Here is a 15,536-nt window from a genome sequence, read left to right as displayed (position 1 = left end):
CCGGCATCCGGCCAGCTTTCGGGGCGCAGTCACGCCAGGGTGTGATAGGTATAGTGTCGCGCGGGCAATGCGGATGACGGTCAGCGTTTAATGGTGAAAATTCCCTACGGCGCAGGCAGTCTTTAAAGCTGAAATCTATCCGGTCTTCAGTTGCGCCCGCACCGCTTCAACGTGTTGAAGTGGCACCGCGAATGGCGCGTACTCGAGTTGCAGGAACTTCATCATCGCGACGATCCGGTGACGGCCATCAGTCAACGAAGCCTTCCCCTGCTCCACTCCCATCCATGGCGTGTAGCACCATCCTTCGCTCAGATCGCGACGAACCCGGCTCCAGCGCGCGGGATTCAAGTGCAGACGTTCATTCGGTGGCATCGTGTCCAGGGCGCTCTGCAGGTCTATCGTGATGAGCTGGAAGCCCTTGCAGATCGGGGGCACACGGAACTCGATATCCCGCGTCGGATAGTCATGCTTGAGGCACGGCGGCATATCATTCATCGTCCTGAACCTGTACCACTCGTCGCCGAAAGTTTCATTGCCTGCGGCGAATTTCATATAGAAGTACATCGACACGCCGTCAGGTACAGGCGGCAGCGTTTGTGTTGGCATTCTCAGAATCCGTATGGTTGGTCCTGCCAGCGCTTCAATACGCGGTAATCGTGTTCCGGCAACACGATAAGTCCGCCTTCTGCAGCAGCGACGATGCGATCCATCACGACCGACTTCACCAGGTTGCCGTGCAGACCGTAGAAATACCAGCTGAACGGCACGCCGATTCGCTCGCCGAATTTGTTCAATCGGCCATACAGCGCGTAGTCGTCCATGTTGCGCGTCTTTTCGACGGCCGCCACCTTGCGGTTGTGCCCCCACTGCGGAATGAAGTAGAGATGACGCGGTTGGGTCTTGTCGGATCGGTGCCCCTCCGTATCCTGCGGCTCGAACACCCATCGCCGGCAGATCCGTTCGCCGCTTGCACCCGCACTCGATTCAGACCAGTCATCAAAAAAACGCCGGGATTTGTGCGGGTATTTGTCGAATGTCGGGTGGATCTCTGCGAACGATTGAGAGCTGGACTCGCCGGTCTGCAAGTCAGTGAATCTAAGCCGACGGTCGGCGGCAGTGCGCCGTTCCACGTCGGTACAGGCGTCGGCCACACGAAGGAAAGTCGGCATGTCGATCGCGTCGTAGAGCCTGTACCGCGCGCTGCCCAGCGGCCGCGGCTCGATCTCTTCACCGAGATAATTGTGAGAGACGAGAAGTTCGTTCGGGTGCTCCGGTTGCCTCCAGCTCTCAGTTGTGAAGAGGTTACGGCTGATAGCCTCGGTCTCCGTGAAGATGCGCAACTGGGTGAAGTTGTCCTGTGCACCGCCGCGGTCATGGGCGAAGAAATGCAGTACCGGCTGGACCTCGGAAAGCAGGTAGCCCTTATCTTTGTACCGTTCCCACACAGCGCCAACGTCGCCGTTGTGAGCGGCAATCTCGGATCCGATCCAATCGCGATAGTTGTCCGCGACCAGCGTACCTGATTCGTCGAATACCCGCCCGGGAGATGCCCCGTAGGTGTCGCGTGATGTCACGTAGGCCGCCGAGCGGAATTCGGTGCGCGTCGCGAGCTTAGCAATCAGCGCGGTGTGCCGCAGCTCGACCGGCGCTGACGCGACGACGGTCTCGAGGATATCTGTCTGGACACAGTATTCGTGCTTCATGTTTGTACCTTTGTTCATGTTCACTGGTCGTCTATCGGCTCGTTGAACGTCGGACTATCGGTGCCGGTCCGGTTCACGCCTGGCGTGACCTTGTGCCAATGAAAGTCGTCCGAGGACTTTCCTGCGCTGTTCGCCAGATGCACCGCCTCATCAAACGTCGTCGCCGGGTCAAGCCATATCTTGGCTTCTTCGAGCGTCAGCACAAGAGGCCGCCGATCGTGCACGTCAAGCATGCCGCTGTCAGCCGCCGCAGTCACAACCACAAAGCCGAACACAGCACCCGGCGTCTCTGACGGAGCTGCATCTGTTCGCACGCTGCTCAAGCCGGCGAAATAGACAGGAGGCCCGTCGTTTGACTCAATGAAATAGGGCTGTTTCTTGCCTTCGACCGGCAACCACTCATACCAGCCATCGGCCGGAACAAGCACTCGCCCCGAAGTGAACATCCATTTCCACGTGCTCGACGCGGCTTTGTCGAGTCGAGCGTTGATCATCATCGGGGTCTTTCTGGCTACCGCCCACGCCGGCCGGAATCCCCACATTTCGAGGCGCGGGCCGGCAGGCCCGATGATCGGCTGCTTGGTGCCCGGCGAGACGTTCCAGCTTGGCCGGAAGATCTCTGCATGGTCGGCAAATCGCCGATCTCCAACATCAGACATCAGTGGCTCGACGTAAAACAGATCTTTCTGGCCGCGGGAATAACGTCCACACATGAAGAACCTCCGGCAACGGCAGTTTTACTAGAAGAGCGACGCTGCCGGGACGGCAGGATATCCGGTCCTGCACCTGTTCACCTTCGCTCATACGGACCATCAACGGGACACGCATGCGGCCGATCGTCAGGCCGAATCCATATACGTCCGGTCCGAGGTGCGCCAGCCGCGGCGAAGATCTTGCCATCGAGCGCTCCGATCGTATTCAGGTCCCGCGCTGTATCGCTGGCATACCTGCGTCATAGGGTCTCCTGTTCGGCGAGAGATGTTCTCAATGGTTCAATCGTAAACGCAACTAACTATCCGCGCTTTCAGCTTATCTGCGCGATGCGCCCTCGCTCGACCAACTGCCGCAAGCATCCAGAAAAGCCGGTCGCGGTCGCCGGCATTCATTCGTCGACACGACCGAGACGCACGAGGCGGGAATCGATGGCCCCCTTAGTGCGACCGTGCTTCGCGGCGAGTTCCTTGGGCGACATACCGGCATCGAAGTCGTCAAGCAGCGCTTTGTCTTCCTTTGGCAGCCATGCTCGGCCGGCGTTCTTTGGCCGTTCACGCTGGACTCGCCCCGCCGGCTCTGGCTGGACTAGCTTTTCGAGTTCCTTCGCGGCAAAAAACAACGCGCGGATCACCTGCGGGTTGTTGAACGGGCTCTGTTCCGAGAGGATCTCTCCCGTAGCGGGATCGACGCCGCGCGCGAGCGTCTCGAGGGTCGACTTCGCTTCATGGTGATTCATGCTTCGTCCGCTCCGTCTTTCGGTCCCGTTCTCTTGCCGCGTTCTCAGATTATTCATGTGTGTCCCTACTTTTTGATCCGGCTGTCGTAGATCCATTTGCGCAGTTTCGTTGCGGTGAGCTTGGCAGCGTCTGGATGCAACGGATTGACGAGGGCGTTGAGTTCTTCCGGGACGATGACCGACGGCACGAGCAAGATCGCAGCCTTTTTCGCGCTGATCCAGCCATCGCCCAGGTCCAGACTGACCTTGCCTTCTGGTATCGCGTCCCACCCGACCGGCCCCGCGTCCGCCGTCACAATCGTCGCCGCACTCCATACGTCATCCGGCACATCGATCCGGACCAGATATCGGTTCAGTGGCAAGCCTGCGGCGTTCCAATGCACAACCGTTTCGAGACAAGCCAACGCAATGCTGGACGCGCAGTACAACACCGGCATACCAACCCGGTTCCATCGGCCGCCCGTCCGCTTGGCACCCTCGCCAGACAGGTCATCGGCAGTGTAATCAGGGGTGTCGCTTGCGATTCGCCATATCGCCACTGTCACGCGTATGCTCCACTCTGCATCTTCGCAAGCAGGCCGGAAATAACCTCCTGCCCCTGAACGGTGTCCATCAGCTCTGCTGGAGGAATGCCGCCGAGCGCGCCGTTCGCTTGCTCAAGCCACTGTCCAACCCATTGAGCGGCGTCAAAGCCTTCGGGCTCGCCTGATTGCTCGACAATGGTTTTAACCTGTCCAACGAGTTTCATTAGGCCAATAACGCGCTCGGATTGCTCCTGGGACAGGTTCTGTTTGGCACGAGCTTTCCGATCGACCGTCGCGCGGGGAAGTCCAAGCCGCTTGAGTAGTTGGTCTTTCGTCGTATGCATCGACGTCGCGAGATCAACCAGCCCATCGGCGCTGATTCCGCTCTTGATTAGTTCTATCCGCTCCATTGGCCCTGCTTCGTAGATCCGCACGAAGTCGCCGATCGTTCGCGGCGAGCGGGCCACAGCAGGCCGGACTGCCTGCGCGACGACGGCAGCAGCGGTCTTCCCAGCAGACGGGCGCTTGTTGCGATGTATGGTCACTGTCATGATTTCGCTTCTCCGCATATGAGCATTCAGTATAGCTCAAATGAGCGGTTGACGGTTTGTCTTTGCCGCGTAATTTTCCGTCTCGCCGGCGCTATCCGGCACCTATCCTGCTACATGTCGACGGGCACAAACGGAGGAAATCATGGGTGATCTAACCCCTGAAACATTCACCAACCAGCTTGGAATGTTGCTGCGAGACCTGCCGCGCGGCAGCGTCGCTGAGTTGACGGATTTCGCGGTCGCGTATTGGGATGGTCGCCACGTGGTATATGCCTATTTGCGTGACGATTGTCCCGCACAGATCGAAGAGGAATTTGATCTGTCCGACTGCGTATGGCTGGAATTGCGGCCTGAGTTCGCCGGGTGGCTCGCGGCACCGCACTTCAGCGTGCGAGCGGAAGTGCGGAACTGGCTGAAGGACACACCGCCCTTCACTGTGGCAATACGCCGTTAATCAGCCGCACGGAATCGGGATAGGGGCAGGCCTCGCGGCCCGACCCCTCCCACACCACCTATAAAGACCTCCCCGTTTTTGCAAGCTGGGTTTAGTGGATCATTCATTGAGCTCCTGCATTGCCAGTCGAGACCCACAGGGACACGGGACGGCGGCGAGACAGACTGCGCACCTATAAACGGCCTTGCTGGGCGCTGTCGTTGCGCGCCCGAGCCCGGATAGTAACCGCGCAGCGGGACTCCTTTCGTGCGACGGCGTTGCGCGTGTCGCGCCCGCCTGGTGGTGTGTCGAGTTCGCCTGCTGCCGGTCTGACCTGTCGCTATCCTTACCTGTTGCGTCTTCGACTACAAAGTCAATTCATGGTGAGTTGGCATCTTCCGTTTTCGGTTTCACGCGCCCGCCGCCCTGCTATAGCGAGCGGGCGCGTGGGATGGATCGAACCGTTCGGCCTTGGCGAGCACCGCCCACAGGATACGCGCGTGCTTGTTGGCCACGGCGACCAGTGTCTTGTAGTAGCCCACGCGCGCTTGTAACTGAACGATCCAGCGTGAGAGCCGGTCGTCACGTCGGTGCGCTGTCAGGACTGCGGAGCGCGCGCCCTGGAACAGCAAGGTGCGCAGATAGTCGTCGCCTTGTCTGGTGATGCGCCCGAGCCGCTGCTTGCCGCCGCTGCTCTTCTGCCTGGGCACGAGGCCCAGCCAGGCGGCCATCTGCCGCCCGTTTTTGAACTGCCGTGCATCCACCACCGTCGCCACTGTGGCCGATGCCGTCAGCCGGCCTACGCCGCATACGTCCATGCAACGCTGCGCCTGCGGGTCGTGGCTGGCGTGCTCGGCAATCTGCCTGTCAAACCAGGCAATCTCCTCATCCAGCGCCTGCCATTGCGCCCAGCCATGCATCAAGGCCTGGCGCGCCGGCCCTGCCAGCTCATTGTTGCCATCCTCAACGCGGTCGACGAAATGCTTGCGCAACTGGTCGATACCTTGCGGCAGGAACACGCCGAACTCGGCCAGCAACCCGCGCAATCGATTGACCAGCGCGGTGCGCTCCTCGACAAAGCCTGTGCGCATGCGGTGAAGCACCAGCACGCTTTGCTGCGCGGGTGACTTGACCGGCACGAACCGCATGTGGGGGCGGCTCGCCGCTTCGCAGGTCGCTTCGGCATCGACTGCGTCGTTCTTTACGTGAGTGCCGCCTTTGCGGTAGGGTGCGACAAACTGCGGTGGAATCAGGCGCACGTCGTGTCCGAGCGCGCGCAGCTTGCGTGCCCAGTAGTGCGCCGCGCCGCATGCCTCCATTGCGACCAGGCACGGTTCCAGATTGGCAAACCAGCTCACGAACCGTTCGCGCGAAATCGCCTTGCGTACCACGACACGTCCGGCGCCGTCGACCGCATGAACCTGCATGACGTTCTTCGCCAGATCCACGCCAACACGAGTAATCTTGTCCATGACTTCCCCCTTCCCGAAAGGTTGTGTAGCACCAGCCATGATGGCACCAGACGGTGCCGGTCCGGTGATCGGGGGAGGTCTTACCAATTCGTGCGTACGGGTCCGTACACGGCGGTTCGGATCGGTTGACCGGCTATGTGCGTAACGATGGAAGACCGAGGGAGCCGAGATAGCGATTGGTGAGCGCGCGTTGCAGAGCGGGACTGTTGCTCAGCCGCCATGCATCGTGTGGGGAGCCGACCGTTTGGGCGGCCAGATTCCGGTCGACACCGCGTGCTGTCAGTTCCCTGAAGCGGTTGGGGCTAGTCCCCCACTGTTTCCAGAACACGCAGCGAATACGGCGTCGCACCCACTCATCCAGCCGCTGTAGCGTACTGGGCGTCTCGCAGAAGCCGAAGTAACCGCGCCACCCTGTAAGATAGCGTTTCAGCCGCTCCATCAACTGTTCGATGCTGATCCCTCGTGTGCGTTGCGTTAGCTCCCGGATTCGTTCCTTGAACCGAAGAAGTGCCTTGGGCGCGATGCGCCGTTTGACGTGTCCACGGGTAAGGAAGGTGAATCCGAGAAACTTCCGCGTGTGAGGTTCGGCCACCGCGCTCTTCGCCTCGTTGACCTTCAACTTGAGCTTGCCGGTGAGGAAGGCTTTCAGCCCCGCCATCACCCGCTGACCCGCGCGTTCGCTGCGTACGTAGACGTTACAATCGTCGGCGTACCTCACGAAACGCAGCCCGCGTCGCTCAAGTTCCCGGTCGAGATCGTCGAGCATCAGATTGGATAACAACGGTGATAGCACGCCATGGACGCAAAAGATAACTTTGAGTTCGAGCGGCAGATTTCGTTGTGCCGTTCCGATTCAGTCCTTGATTTGCGTCACAAGAAGTAATATAAAAATGTCATATGTCGCGCTCAACTCTCTCCGAAAGGGCTCAGCGTTTGAATGCCGCCTTTCATCTGCTTGCCGACGGTCGCAGCCTCAACGAGGCCGTCGAAGCCATGGCCGAACAACACGGGATTTCGCGGCGCCAAGCCTACCGTTACCTGCAAGAGGCGCAGCACCTGTCGTCTCCGGTAGTCGTGGCCGAGCCCACCATTCCCATCACGCTGAAGGTTCCTGCAGCCGTTGCTGTCACATTGCGGGCGTACGCGCAGGCCAATGACTTAACGATGGGCGAAACGCTCACGCGTGCGGTCTGTGCTTTGCTAGCGACGGCAGGCGGGCGTGGCTGATCGCCGCTCACGCAGCCGTCACGTTGACTTGGAATATGCGTTTGATCGCCTGCTGGCAAAGAAGCTCGAGCAGGTCTATGACATCCTGGTGCCGGATCGTGTGCGCCGCACAGGCGAGCAAACTGGACTGAGTGGAGAGACTGATGAAGGTTGCCGCGATCTACGCCCGGGTATCGTCCGATCAACAGAAGGAGGAGAAGACCATCGCCAGTCAGACGGCGGCATTGGTGGAGTTTGCCCGAAGCGAAGGCTACAGCGTGCCGGATGAGTGGGTCTTCCAGGACGAGGGCTACAGCGGCGCAAGCCTGGTGAGGCCAGGACTGGAGCGGGTGCGCGATCTGGCGGCTGGTGGCGAGATTCAAGCGGTGTTGGCGCTCGCGCCCGATCGTCTGAGTCGCAAATATGCCTATCAGGTTCTGCTCATTGAGGAGTTGGCACGCCATGGACGCAAAAGATAACTTTGAGTTCGAGCGGCAGATTTCGTTGTGCCGTTCCGATTCAGTCCTTGATTTGCGTCACAAGAAGTAATATAAAAATGTCATATGTCGCGCTCAACTCTCTCCGAAAGGGCTCAGCGTTTGAATGCCGCCTTTCATCTGCTTGCCGACGGTCGCAGCCTCAACGAGGCCGTCGAAGCCATGGCCGAACAACACGGGATTTCGCGGCGCCAAGCCTACCGTTACCTGCAAGAGGCGCAGCACCTGTCGTCTCCGGTAGTCGTGGCCGAGCCCACCATTCCCATCACGCTGAAGGTTCCTGCAGCCGTTGCTGTCACATTGCGGGCGTACGCGCAGGCCAATGACTTAACGATGGGCGAAACGCTCACGCGTGCGGTCTGTGCTTTGCTAGCGACGGCAGGCGGGCGTGGCTGATCGCCGCTCACGCAGCCGTCACGTTGACTTGGAATATGCGTTTGATCGCCTGCTGGCAAAGAAGCTCGAGCAGGTCTATGACATCCTGGTGCCGGATCGTGTGCGCCGCACAGGCGAGCAAACTGGACTGAGTGGAGAGACTGATGAAGGTTGCCGCGATCTACGCCCGGGTATCGTCCGATCAACAGAAGGAGGAGAAGACCATCGCCAGTCAGACGGCGGCATTGGTGGAGTTTGCCCGAAGCGAAGGCTACAGCGTGCCGGATGAGTGGGTCTTCCAGGACGAGGGCTACAGCGGCGCAAGCCTGGTGAGGCCAGGACTGGAGCGGGTGCGCGATCTGGCGGCTGGTGGCGAGATTCAAGCGGTGTTGGCGCTCGCGCCCGATCGTCTGAGTCGCAAATATGCCTATCAGGTTCTGCTCATTGAGGAGTTGGCACGCCATCACGTGGCGGTGATATTCATCAAGGCGCCGCACTCGGGAACGCCGGAAGATCAGTTGCTGTTGCAATTCCAAGGCATGATCGCTGATGATGCGGAGCGCGGAATTATGCAGAGCCGCACCGCCAAAGTGGCGGCGCAGCTTGCATCTCTGCAGCACAGCGCTGTGCATTATCCCGGCTCGAACAATGAGGCGATCAGCGCGTCCGGCGCCTTGAATCGCCCACGGCGCAAACCAAGCGGCAATACCCTTTCCATAGCCTCGAGCTTCTCCGACGGATCCACTCGCAGGTAAATCTCGGTCGTGCGAATGTCAGCATGGCCAAGCCACAAGGCTACCTTGCGGATGTCCCGAGTGGCCTGAAGCATGGTGATAGCGCAGCCATGTCGGAGCTGATGAGGAGAGACCGAGCGCCCCTTCAAAGAGGCGCACTTCTTCGCGGCGGTGCGGGAGTGTTTGTCGAGGACATACTCGAAGCCAGCTCGCGTCATTGCCTCTCCTTGCGCATTCACGAATAGCTCCGGGACCGGAACCTGGCCTCGCACTGCAAGCCAGGCTCGGAGATCTGCGGCGGTCGCTTTCCAGAGTGGAAGGCATCTTTCCCTCCGACCCTTCCCGAGAACGCGGATGCTCGGCGTTCGCTGCAGGGACAAGTTCTCTAACGGTAGCCCTACCAATTCGGAAACACGTAGCCCGCCGGCAAAGCAGAGGTGCAACATTGCACGGTCCCGAATCCCGAGGCGTGTTGTGATGTCTGGAGCGTCGATGATGGCACGAACTTCGTTGTTCGTGAGATGCTGGATGAGCGCTTTGTCGTACCGCTTTACAGGGATGGCGTGAATCTGCCTCGCCTGTTCCAGAGCGGAGGGCACACGGAATTCAACGTAGTGGAAGAAGGCTTTGATTGCGGCGAGTCGTCCATTGCGCGTCGCCGGCGAGTTGCCGCGCTGTTCCTCGATATAGGCAAGGAAGGCAAGAATCAATGCGACGTCGATCTGCTCGATGCACAGCTGTGAGGGCCGAATCCCAAGGCGCTTGCTGGCAAAGATGAACAGAAGGCGAAAGGCGTGGGCGTAGGTCTCACATGTGTGAAGACTGTAGCCGCGCTCGACCGGCATGTGCTCGCGCAGGAAACTGGTAATCAACGGTGCGATGGGTATCATATGCCCTCCGTCGTGGCGATCAGTGCTTCGGCTGCGGCGGCGATGTCGGTCAACAGCTCCGGGGTGGCCTCCAGGTACCAGTAGGTACTAGCGATGTCCGTGTGGCCCATGTACGTCGCCAGTGCAACGAAGTGACGGGCGACCGCCTCGCGTCGCGTCGAGCACTGCTCCAGCGCTCGTGTTGCGAAGCTGTGCCTCAGATCAACGATGCGCGGCTTGCGGCTTCGTGCTGGAGCAATCCCGGCAAGTCGCGTTACCCGGTGGAAGGTACTCCCCACGGTGCTGGAGGCAATCCGTAGGCCTCCCGCCGACAGGAATACGTGGTCGTCCGTCACCGCCAGCTGGCGGCGCGCTTCGAGGTATCGGTTGAGGGCGGTCACCGCCGTGGGGTGCAACGGGACGAGGCGACTTTTTCCATTCTTGGCATTTTGGATCCGCAGGATGCCATCGGGCATCATGTCACCCAGCCTGAGGTTGAGTGCTTCCGAAACACGGAGCCCGGTCGCAGCGATAAGTCCGAACATCGTCGCGTAGACCTCGCGTCGAAGCGGGTACGTCAGACGCAGGTGGTTAGCTGCCTCGACCAGTTTCGCCAGTTCCTCGGGTGCGTAGATGTAGGGCAAGCGCCGCCGCTTGGTGAAATGGAACAGGTTGACTGGGACCTCATGGGCCGGATTCTCGGCGTGCAGGAAGCGGCCAAACTGCACAACGTCTCGCAACCGGATGTACCGAACATTCGGAGAGGAACCCTGGGTTGCCCAGTCCACCGCAGTGGAAACGCGGATGTGAGTGTCGCCACGGGCAGTCGCGAACCTCGCGAACGCCCGGATGTTCATCGATACCTCACGAAGCTTGAAGCCGAGGGTCTGACGAAGCGCAACGTAATGTTCAGCATCGGCGATCAACATGATGGTACCCCCGGCCACGGCTGAGCAATTTCCGACAGCAGGCCGAAGTCCACCTTGGCGTAATGAGCTGTCGTCATAGGAGAGCGATGTCGTAGGACCGCACCGACATCCGCCAGGGACGCCCCCTGACGCAGCATTGCAGTGGCGACTGAGTGCCTCAGAACATGGGCGCCGTTGATTGGCGATTTGACCCCCGCCCTACGCAATGCGCTGCGCACGATGTGTGTGACAGCGGCGCGCGTCAACGCACGAAGCGGAGCCAAAACGGTCGTAAATACCTCAGGTACTTGCAACGGTGGCCTGCCCTGGTTCAGATAAAGCAAAATCGCGTCGCCGACCTCCTGCGCTAGAGGCAGCAATTCCTGGCGACGTCCCTTCCCGCAGACGGTAACAACCCCTCGTCGCCAGTCGATGTCGGCGAATTTGAGCTGAGCGACCTCACTGGCACGTAGCCCGAGCCGGGCCAGGAGCAGGAGGACTGCCTTATCGCGCAACCCGTTGGGATCCTCGGGACAAGAGCAGATCAGTCGCTCGACATCCTCTGGAAGGAGAAACCGGGGGACTGCCGCGAGTTGCCTGCATGCGAAACCAGGGATGGCTTGCTCGAGGCCCTCAGGGCACTGTCCAGTGGCACCGAGAAAGCGAAGGAAAGAGCGTACGGCGACAGTGATGCTCTTGGCACTTTCAATTCCGTGAGGACGCGCACGGTCAAGGACAAAGGCCCGTAGCGCTTCGACGGAATAGGCGTGCGCGTCATCACCGAGCGCGGTGCACAGCCCCTTCAGGGTCCGCTGATAGATGTCGAGCGTCGTTTCAGTCAACCCTCGGTGCTTGTACATCCATAACCGGAATTCTCCGAGCACAGGCCAAAGGTCACAGGCAGCTGGCGGAGCCACGGCGGGCGCAAGCTTGCCCTCGTGTCGAAGGAATCGAATGAACACCGAGGCTGCCGTCAACGACTGGCGATTGGCTCCGCGACTGTAGGGAACATGCCGCTTCTTGTCGAGTTCCACCTTGCACGCCTCGAACCCGGGCAGCAGTTCTTGCGCGCCAAACCCGCTGGCGAGCATCCAATCTGTCCAGCCGGCGAGGCAGCGCAGCATCCAGTCGATGCTACTGGGGGCATACCCACAGCGCTCGAGCCAGTCGGCAAACTCGTCGACGTGATCTGCGGCGGGACCCGCGCGGAGCCGCTCGCGCGTTACAGGTGACTTCAAGTGTGTTTCCAGCATGATGGCCTCACTTGGTTAAAAGGCAGAACAAGTATGCGCCGCCTGTGTGCAAGACCATTTCCTTCGTATAACTGATTAACGCATTGAGTCTTCAGAAGTGAGGCCGATCGAGGGATGGCGGCACAACCGGCCGTATTGCAGCATGCGGATTTAACACCGTTGGCCCAGCCGATGAAACCGGGCCTCTGCGGAAGTGATCGCGTTAAGTCGATTCAAGGCGCCGGACGCGCTGATCGCCTCATTGTTCGAGCCGGGATAATGCACAGCGCTGTGCTGCAGAGATGCAAGCTGCGCCGCCACTTTGGCGGTGCGGCTCTGCATAATTCCGCGCTCCGCATCATCAGCGTTTTGCGGTTCTCTGCAAAACGCTGAGTACGAACGTGCTCAGATCCTCGAACGCTCGCGGCGAGGAAAGCTGCACCGTGCAAGGCAAGGCGAGATCAGCGTGTTAAGTGGCGCACCCTACGGTTACCGCTACGAACGCAAGAGCGACGAGCAGGCAGCGGGTTACGCGGTGATCGACGCCGAGGCGCAAGTAGTTCGCCAGATCTACGAGCTGTACACGGTGGCGGGGCTGAGCATCGGTGCTGTCACGCGCCGATTGAACGAGCTGGGAATTCCGACCAGGAAGGGCGCAGTACGCTGGGAGCGTTCTACGGTTTGGGCAATCCTTCGCAATCCTGCCTATCACGGAATGGCCTGCTTCGGCAAGACACAACAGGCCGCGCGAGAACGCACCAACAACCGGACGTTGCGCCAGCGCGGTGGCCTGCCCGCGCGCAACAGTGCTAATCACGAACTGCCGCGTGATCAATGGATAGAGATTCCGGTTCCCGCCTTGATCGATCCAGATACGTTCGCCCTGGCGCAGGAGCGCCTGGAAAGCAACAAGAAGCACGCCTCGCGTCGGACGATCGAACCCAGTATTCTCCAAGGTCTTGTGCACTGCCGCGAGTGCGGCTACGCCCTATACCGGACCTCGACACGCAGTAGTGCACGCAAGATCTTCTACTACCGCTGCCTGGGTGCTGACGCCTGGCGCTACGACGGCCACGCTAAGTGTGAGCAACGCCCCATCCGACTGGATCTGCTGGAGCACATCGTATGGTCAGAAATTGTGCGCCTGTTGGAAGATCCCGCCCTCATCCAGACCGAATTGAACCGGCGCCTTGAGACGGCACGCAATTCGAGTCCGACCAAGCGTCAGCAGGACAGCGTCACGCAGGATCTGGCACAAGTCCAAAAACGTATGGACCGGGTGCTCACCGCGTACCAGGAGGACTTGATTTCTCTGAACGAGTTACGGCGGCGCATGCCTGCGATGCGACAACGTGAGCAGCGTCTGCAGGACGAGCTTCGCTCGCTCAGCGCCCAGTTGGTCGACCAGGCCGCCTATCTGCGGCTGGCGGAAACGCTGACGGCATTCCTGGAGCGTTTGCGCAGCCATGCCGAGACCCTCGACGTTCAGGACCGTCAGCGCATCACGAGACTGCTCGTCAAGGAGGTTGTGGTGGCCGACGACAGCATCACCATTCGCCATTCGATTCCCACCGCCGCACGATCAGCCGGCGGAAGCGGTGGACCGTCCCGGCCCCTCGGATCCTCGCAAAGCCCTCATGCCGACCAAAGTTATCTTTTGCGTCCATGGCGTGAGGGGGCCGCCCTGGGGCGTACCCTCGTCCGTTGCGCCAACCATCCCGTTCTCCAGCACGCCCGCCGTCAGGAAGGAACGGATCAGCTTCAACATCCGTTTGTCGCTGACCCGTTTTGCCACCCGGCTCATCAGGATGTCGTGGCTCACGCGATCGAAGAATTGTTCGAGGTCCAGGTCTACAACCCAGCGATGTCCCGCCTGAATGTAGCCTTGCGCGCGCTCCACTGCCTGATGTGCCGAGCGTCCCGGGCGGAAGCCGTAACTGGCATCCGAGAACGTCGGGTCCCACTGCCTTTGCAACACCTGCAAGACCGCCTGCTGGACGAATCGATCAAGCGCAGAAGGAATGCCGAGCTTGCGCACGCCACCGCCATCAGGCTTGGGTATCTCGACCCGTCTCACCGGTTGGGGCTTGTACGTGCTGTTGAGCAGCGTGTCCCTTATCGACGGCCAATGCTCACGCAGGTACGCCGGTAGTGCCTGAACCGTCATGCCGTCCACGCCCGGCGCGCCCTTGTTCGCCTTCACACGTTTCAACGCCTGTCGCAGGTTTCCCCGCTCGCAGACTTCCTCCATCAGTCGGTCACAAGCCGACGGGCTTTCAGGTTCGGGGTTCGCCGCCATAGGTTCAGCCCCTCGGGCGGCAGTCCTCCGGGCTTCACCCAGACTTCCGTCGCCAAGGACGCGTTGCGTTTTCTGCTGCGCTCCCATGTCGAGTTCTCCGGCTTACTTGAATATTCCACGCCAAAGTGAACAGGGATTCCACGGCAAAAAGAACACGAATTCCACGGCAAAGTTAACGCCGATTCCACGGCAAAAAGAACAGGGTTTCCACGCCATCGCGAACAAGAATTTCGGGTGGTAGCGACGCGGGTCAACGGTGGCACGATCGACAGTTTTGTCGGGAGTGCCGAATGGCAAATGTCAGGTTGACCATGCGCAAAATCAGGGAAGTGCTGCGGTTGCATTTCGAGTGTGACCGCAATCAGAGGGAAATCGCCGACGCGGTCGGTGCCTCGACGACGACGGTGTGGCATTACCTGCGCCGCACGCGGCTGGCAGGGTTGAGCTGGCCGCTGCCACCGGAACTGCTGACAGACGACGCGGCGCTCGAGGCAAGGCTGTATCCGCCGCCGGCGCGGCGCGAGCCAGCGCGCGGCATGCCGGACTGGCCGGCGGTGCATCGCGAGATCGGCAGGAAAGGCGTCACGCTCGATCTGCTGTGGCAGGAATACAAGGCGCAACATCCAGACGGCTGCGGCTACAGTTGGTTCTGCAAGGCTTACCAGGAATGGGCACAGCGGCTTCCGGTCACGATGCGGCAAACGCACGTGCCGGGCCAGAAGCTGTTCGTCGACTACTCGGGCAAGAAGCTGGGCATCATCAACCCGGACACCGGTGAAATCCGCGAGGCCGAGTTGTTTGTCGCTGCGCTCGGCGTGTCCGGCTTCACCTTCGCGGAACTCACGTGGACCCAGCAGTTGCCAGACTGGATCGGCTCGCACGTGCGCGCCTTCGCGTTCTATAACGGTCTGGTCGAGATACTGGTCCCTGACAATCTAAAATCGGGCGTGCACAAGTCGGGGTTTTACGATCCGGACATCAATCCAACCTACCAGGAAATGGCTAGGCATTACTCCGTGGCCGTCATCCCGGCTCGTAGTAAAAAACCGAGGGACAAGCCGAAAGCGGAGCTGTCAGTCCTCCTGGTGCAGAGATGGGTCCTCGCCCGCCTGCGCAACCAGCGCTTCTTCAGCCTGGGCGAGGCTAACCGGGCGATCGCCGCGTTGCTGAGCGATCTGAACAACCGGCCCTTCAAGAAGCTGCCTGGCTCACGCCGTAGCGTCTTCGACGAAATCGATCGCCCGGCACTCAGGCCGTTGCCCGAGCAGCCCTATCAGTACGCG

The 15,536-nt window shown here is 60.4% G+C and carries 17 protein-coding genes and 2 pseudogenes; 7 read left to right on the top strand and 12 right to left on the bottom strand.

The features are described from left to right. Positions 1 to 135: 135 nt before the first annotated feature. From KHO30_RS35025 to KHO30_RS35000, 6 genes are all read right to left on the bottom strand, one after another. A complete protein-coding gene (locus KHO30_RS35025; protein WP_244864204.1) occupies positions 136 to 606 on the bottom strand; it encodes a hypothetical protein in 471 nt (156 codons plus the stop codon). A 2-nt stretch (positions 607 to 608) separates the two neighbouring features. After that, positions 609 to 1,721, bottom strand: coding sequence for a hypothetical protein (locus KHO30_RS35020; protein ID WP_244864203.1), 1,113 nt, complete (start codon positions 1,719 to 1,721; stop codon positions 609 to 611). Between the two features lie 2 nt (positions 1,722 to 1,723). Further along, entirely contained in the window at positions 1,724 to 2,416 is a 693-nt protein-coding gene (locus KHO30_RS35015; protein ID WP_211703599.1) for an SOS response-associated peptidase, read from the bottom strand. Between the two features lie 389 nt (positions 2,417 to 2,805). Further along, entirely contained in the window at positions 2,806 to 3,153 is a 348-nt protein-coding gene (locus tag KHO30_RS35010) for a hypothetical protein (protein ID WP_211703598.1), read from the bottom strand. Between the two features lie 65 nt (positions 3,154 to 3,218). Further along, positions 3,219 to 3,698, bottom strand: a complete 480-nt coding sequence (locus KHO30_RS35005) for an RES family NAD+ phosphorylase (RefSeq protein ID WP_120311319.1) — start codon at positions 3,696 to 3,698, stop codon at positions 3,219 to 3,221. Then, the gene (locus tag KHO30_RS35000; protein WP_183085562.1) at positions 3,695 to 4,228 is read right to left on the bottom strand and encodes an antitoxin Xre-like helix-turn-helix domain-containing protein; all 534 of its coding nucleotides are present in this window, start codon (positions 4,226 to 4,228) and stop codon (positions 3,695 to 3,697) included. The genes KHO30_RS35005 and KHO30_RS35000 overlap by 4 nt, the downstream gene beginning before the upstream one ends. Before the next feature lie 142 nt (positions 4,229 to 4,370). Here KHO30_RS35000 and KHO30_RS34995 point away from each other — a divergent pair, with 142 nt between their 5' ends. After that, positions 4,371 to 4,682: a hypothetical protein gene (locus tag KHO30_RS34995; RefSeq protein WP_211703597.1), complete on the top strand. Its 312-nt coding sequence runs from the start codon at positions 4,371 to 4,373 to the stop codon at positions 4,680 to 4,682. A 389-nt stretch (positions 4,683 to 5,071) separates the two neighbouring features. On the opposite strand, the gene KHO30_RS34990 is transcribed toward KHO30_RS34995, so the two are convergent. After that, positions 5,072 to 6,133: an IS110 family RNA-guided transposase gene (locus KHO30_RS34990; RefSeq protein ID WP_211703596.1), complete on the bottom strand. Its 1,062-nt coding sequence runs from the start codon at positions 6,131 to 6,133 to the stop codon at positions 5,072 to 5,074. Positions 6,134 to 6,266: 133 nt separating this feature from the next. Then, positions 6,267 to 6,926 (bottom strand): group II intron maturase-specific domain-containing protein, encoded by a 660-nt coding sequence (locus tag KHO30_RS34985; protein WP_280531458.1) that lies wholly within the window; start codon positions 6,924 to 6,926, stop codon positions 6,267 to 6,269. A 140-nt stretch (positions 6,927 to 7,066) separates the two neighbouring features. Here KHO30_RS34985 and KHO30_RS34980 point away from each other — a divergent pair, with 140 nt between their 5' ends. The 4 genes and pseudogenes from KHO30_RS34980 to KHO30_RS39415 form a co-directional block, all read left to right on the top strand. Then, entirely contained in the window at positions 7,067 to 7,360 is a 294-nt protein-coding gene (locus KHO30_RS34980) for a hypothetical protein (RefSeq protein WP_211703594.1), read from the top strand. 143 nt (positions 7,361 to 7,503) lie between these two features. Continuing rightward, positions 7,504 to 7,818 (top strand): recombinase family protein, encoded by a 315-nt coding sequence (locus tag KHO30_RS34975; RefSeq protein WP_211703595.1) that lies wholly within the window; start codon positions 7,504 to 7,506, stop codon positions 7,816 to 7,818. 120 nt (positions 7,819 to 7,938) lie between these two features. Continuing rightward, positions 7,939 to 8,232: a hypothetical protein gene (locus KHO30_RS34970; protein ID WP_211703594.1), complete on the top strand. Its 294-nt coding sequence runs from the start codon at positions 7,939 to 7,941 to the stop codon at positions 8,230 to 8,232. Positions 8,233 to 8,375: 143 nt separating this feature from the next. Continuing rightward, positions 8,376 to 8,798: pseudogene (locus tag KHO30_RS39415) on the top strand (recombinase family protein); the annotation flags it as partial. A gap of 44 nt (positions 8,799 to 8,842) precedes the next feature. On the opposite strand, the gene KHO30_RS34965 reads toward KHO30_RS39415, so the two are convergent. The 3 genes from KHO30_RS34965 to KHO30_RS34955 are packed head-to-tail and all read right to left on the bottom strand — an operon-like array spanning position 8,843 to position 11,975. Beyond that, positions 8,843 to 9,835, bottom strand: coding sequence for a tyrosine-type recombinase/integrase (locus tag KHO30_RS34965; protein ID WP_211703593.1), 993 nt, complete (start codon positions 9,833 to 9,835; stop codon positions 8,843 to 8,845). Beyond that, complete coding sequence (locus KHO30_RS34960; protein ID WP_211703592.1) at positions 9,832 to 10,743, bottom strand: tyrosine-type recombinase/integrase; 912 nt, start codon at positions 10,741 to 10,743, stop codon at positions 9,832 to 9,834. Before KHO30_RS34960 ends, KHO30_RS34965 begins: the two co-directional genes overlap by 4 nt. Continuing rightward, on the bottom strand, positions 10,737 to 11,975 hold the full coding sequence (locus KHO30_RS34955; RefSeq protein WP_211703591.1) for a tyrosine-type recombinase/integrase: 1,239 nt from the start codon (positions 11,973 to 11,975) through the stop codon (positions 10,737 to 10,739). Before KHO30_RS34955 ends, KHO30_RS34960 begins: the two co-directional genes overlap by 7 nt. 307 nt (positions 11,976 to 12,282) lie before the next feature. Here KHO30_RS34955 and KHO30_RS39410 point away from each other — a divergent pair. Continuing rightward, positions 12,283 to 13,080 (top strand): annotated as a pseudogene (locus tag KHO30_RS39410) (recombinase family protein); the annotation flags it as partial. Positions 13,081 to 13,536: 456 nt separating this feature from the next. Here KHO30_RS39410 and KHO30_RS39405 read toward each other — a convergent pair. After that, a complete protein-coding gene (locus KHO30_RS39405; RefSeq protein ID WP_244864219.1) occupies positions 13,537 to 14,121 on the bottom strand; it encodes a reverse transcriptase domain-containing protein in 585 nt (194 codons plus the stop codon). 422 nt (positions 14,122 to 14,543) lie between these two features. Between KHO30_RS39405 and istA the strand changes: the two genes are divergently transcribed. Then, on the top strand, positions 14,544 to 15,536 hold a 993-nt coding region (gene istA, locus KHO30_RS34945; RefSeq protein ID WP_244864200.1), incomplete at its 3' end, for an IS21 family transposase.

The organism is Paraburkholderia aspalathi (assembly GCF_905220735.1).
GTDB lineage: Bacteria > Pseudomonadota > Gammaproteobacteria > Burkholderiales > Burkholderiaceae > Paraburkholderia > Paraburkholderia aspalathi.
This window is presented reverse-complemented; position numbering and strand designations above follow the sequence as displayed.

Bases quoted from the DNA above. Each gene is read 5' to 3' on its own strand.
- KHO30_RS35025 (WP_244864204.1), bottom strand. From the start codon at position 606: ATGCCAACACAAACGCTGCCGCCTGTACCTGACGGCGTGTCGATGTAC.
- KHO30_RS35020 (WP_244864203.1), bottom strand. From the start codon at position 1,721: ATGAACAAAGGTACAAACATGAAGCACGAATACTGTGTCCAGACAGAT.
- KHO30_RS35015 (WP_211703599.1), bottom strand. From the start codon at position 2,416: ATGTGTGGACGTTATTCCCGCGGCCAGAAAGATCTGTTTTACGTCGAG.
- KHO30_RS35010 (WP_211703598.1), bottom strand. From the start codon at position 3,153: ATGAATCACCATGAAGCGAAGTCGACCCTCGAGACGCTCGCGCGCGGC.
- KHO30_RS35000 (WP_183085562.1), bottom strand. From the start codon at position 4,228: ATGACAGTGACCATACATCGCAACAAGCGCCCGTCTGCTGGGAAGACC.
- KHO30_RS34995 (WP_211703597.1), top strand. From the start codon at position 4,371: ATGGGTGATCTAACCCCTGAAACATTCACCAACCAGCTTGGAATGTTG.
- KHO30_RS34990 (WP_211703596.1), bottom strand. From the start codon at position 6,133: ATGGACAAGATTACTCGTGTTGGCGTGGATCTGGCGAAGAACGTCATG.
- KHO30_RS34975 (WP_211703595.1), top strand. From the start codon at position 7,504: ATGAAGGTTGCCGCGATCTACGCCCGGGTATCGTCCGATCAACAGAAG.
- KHO30_RS34965 (WP_211703593.1), bottom strand. From the start codon at position 9,835: ATGATACCCATCGCACCGTTGATTACCAGTTTCCTGCGCGAGCACATG.
- KHO30_RS34960 (WP_211703592.1), bottom strand. From the start codon at position 10,743: ATGTTGATCGCCGATGCTGAACATTACGTTGCGCTTCGTCAGACCCTC.
- KHO30_RS34955 (WP_211703591.1), bottom strand. From the start codon at position 11,975: ATGCTGGAAACACACTTGAAGTCACCTGTAACGCGCGAGCGGCTCCGC.
- KHO30_RS39405 (WP_244864219.1), bottom strand. From the start codon at position 14,121: ATGACGGTTCAGGCACTACCGGCGTACCTGCGTGAGCATTGGCCGTCG.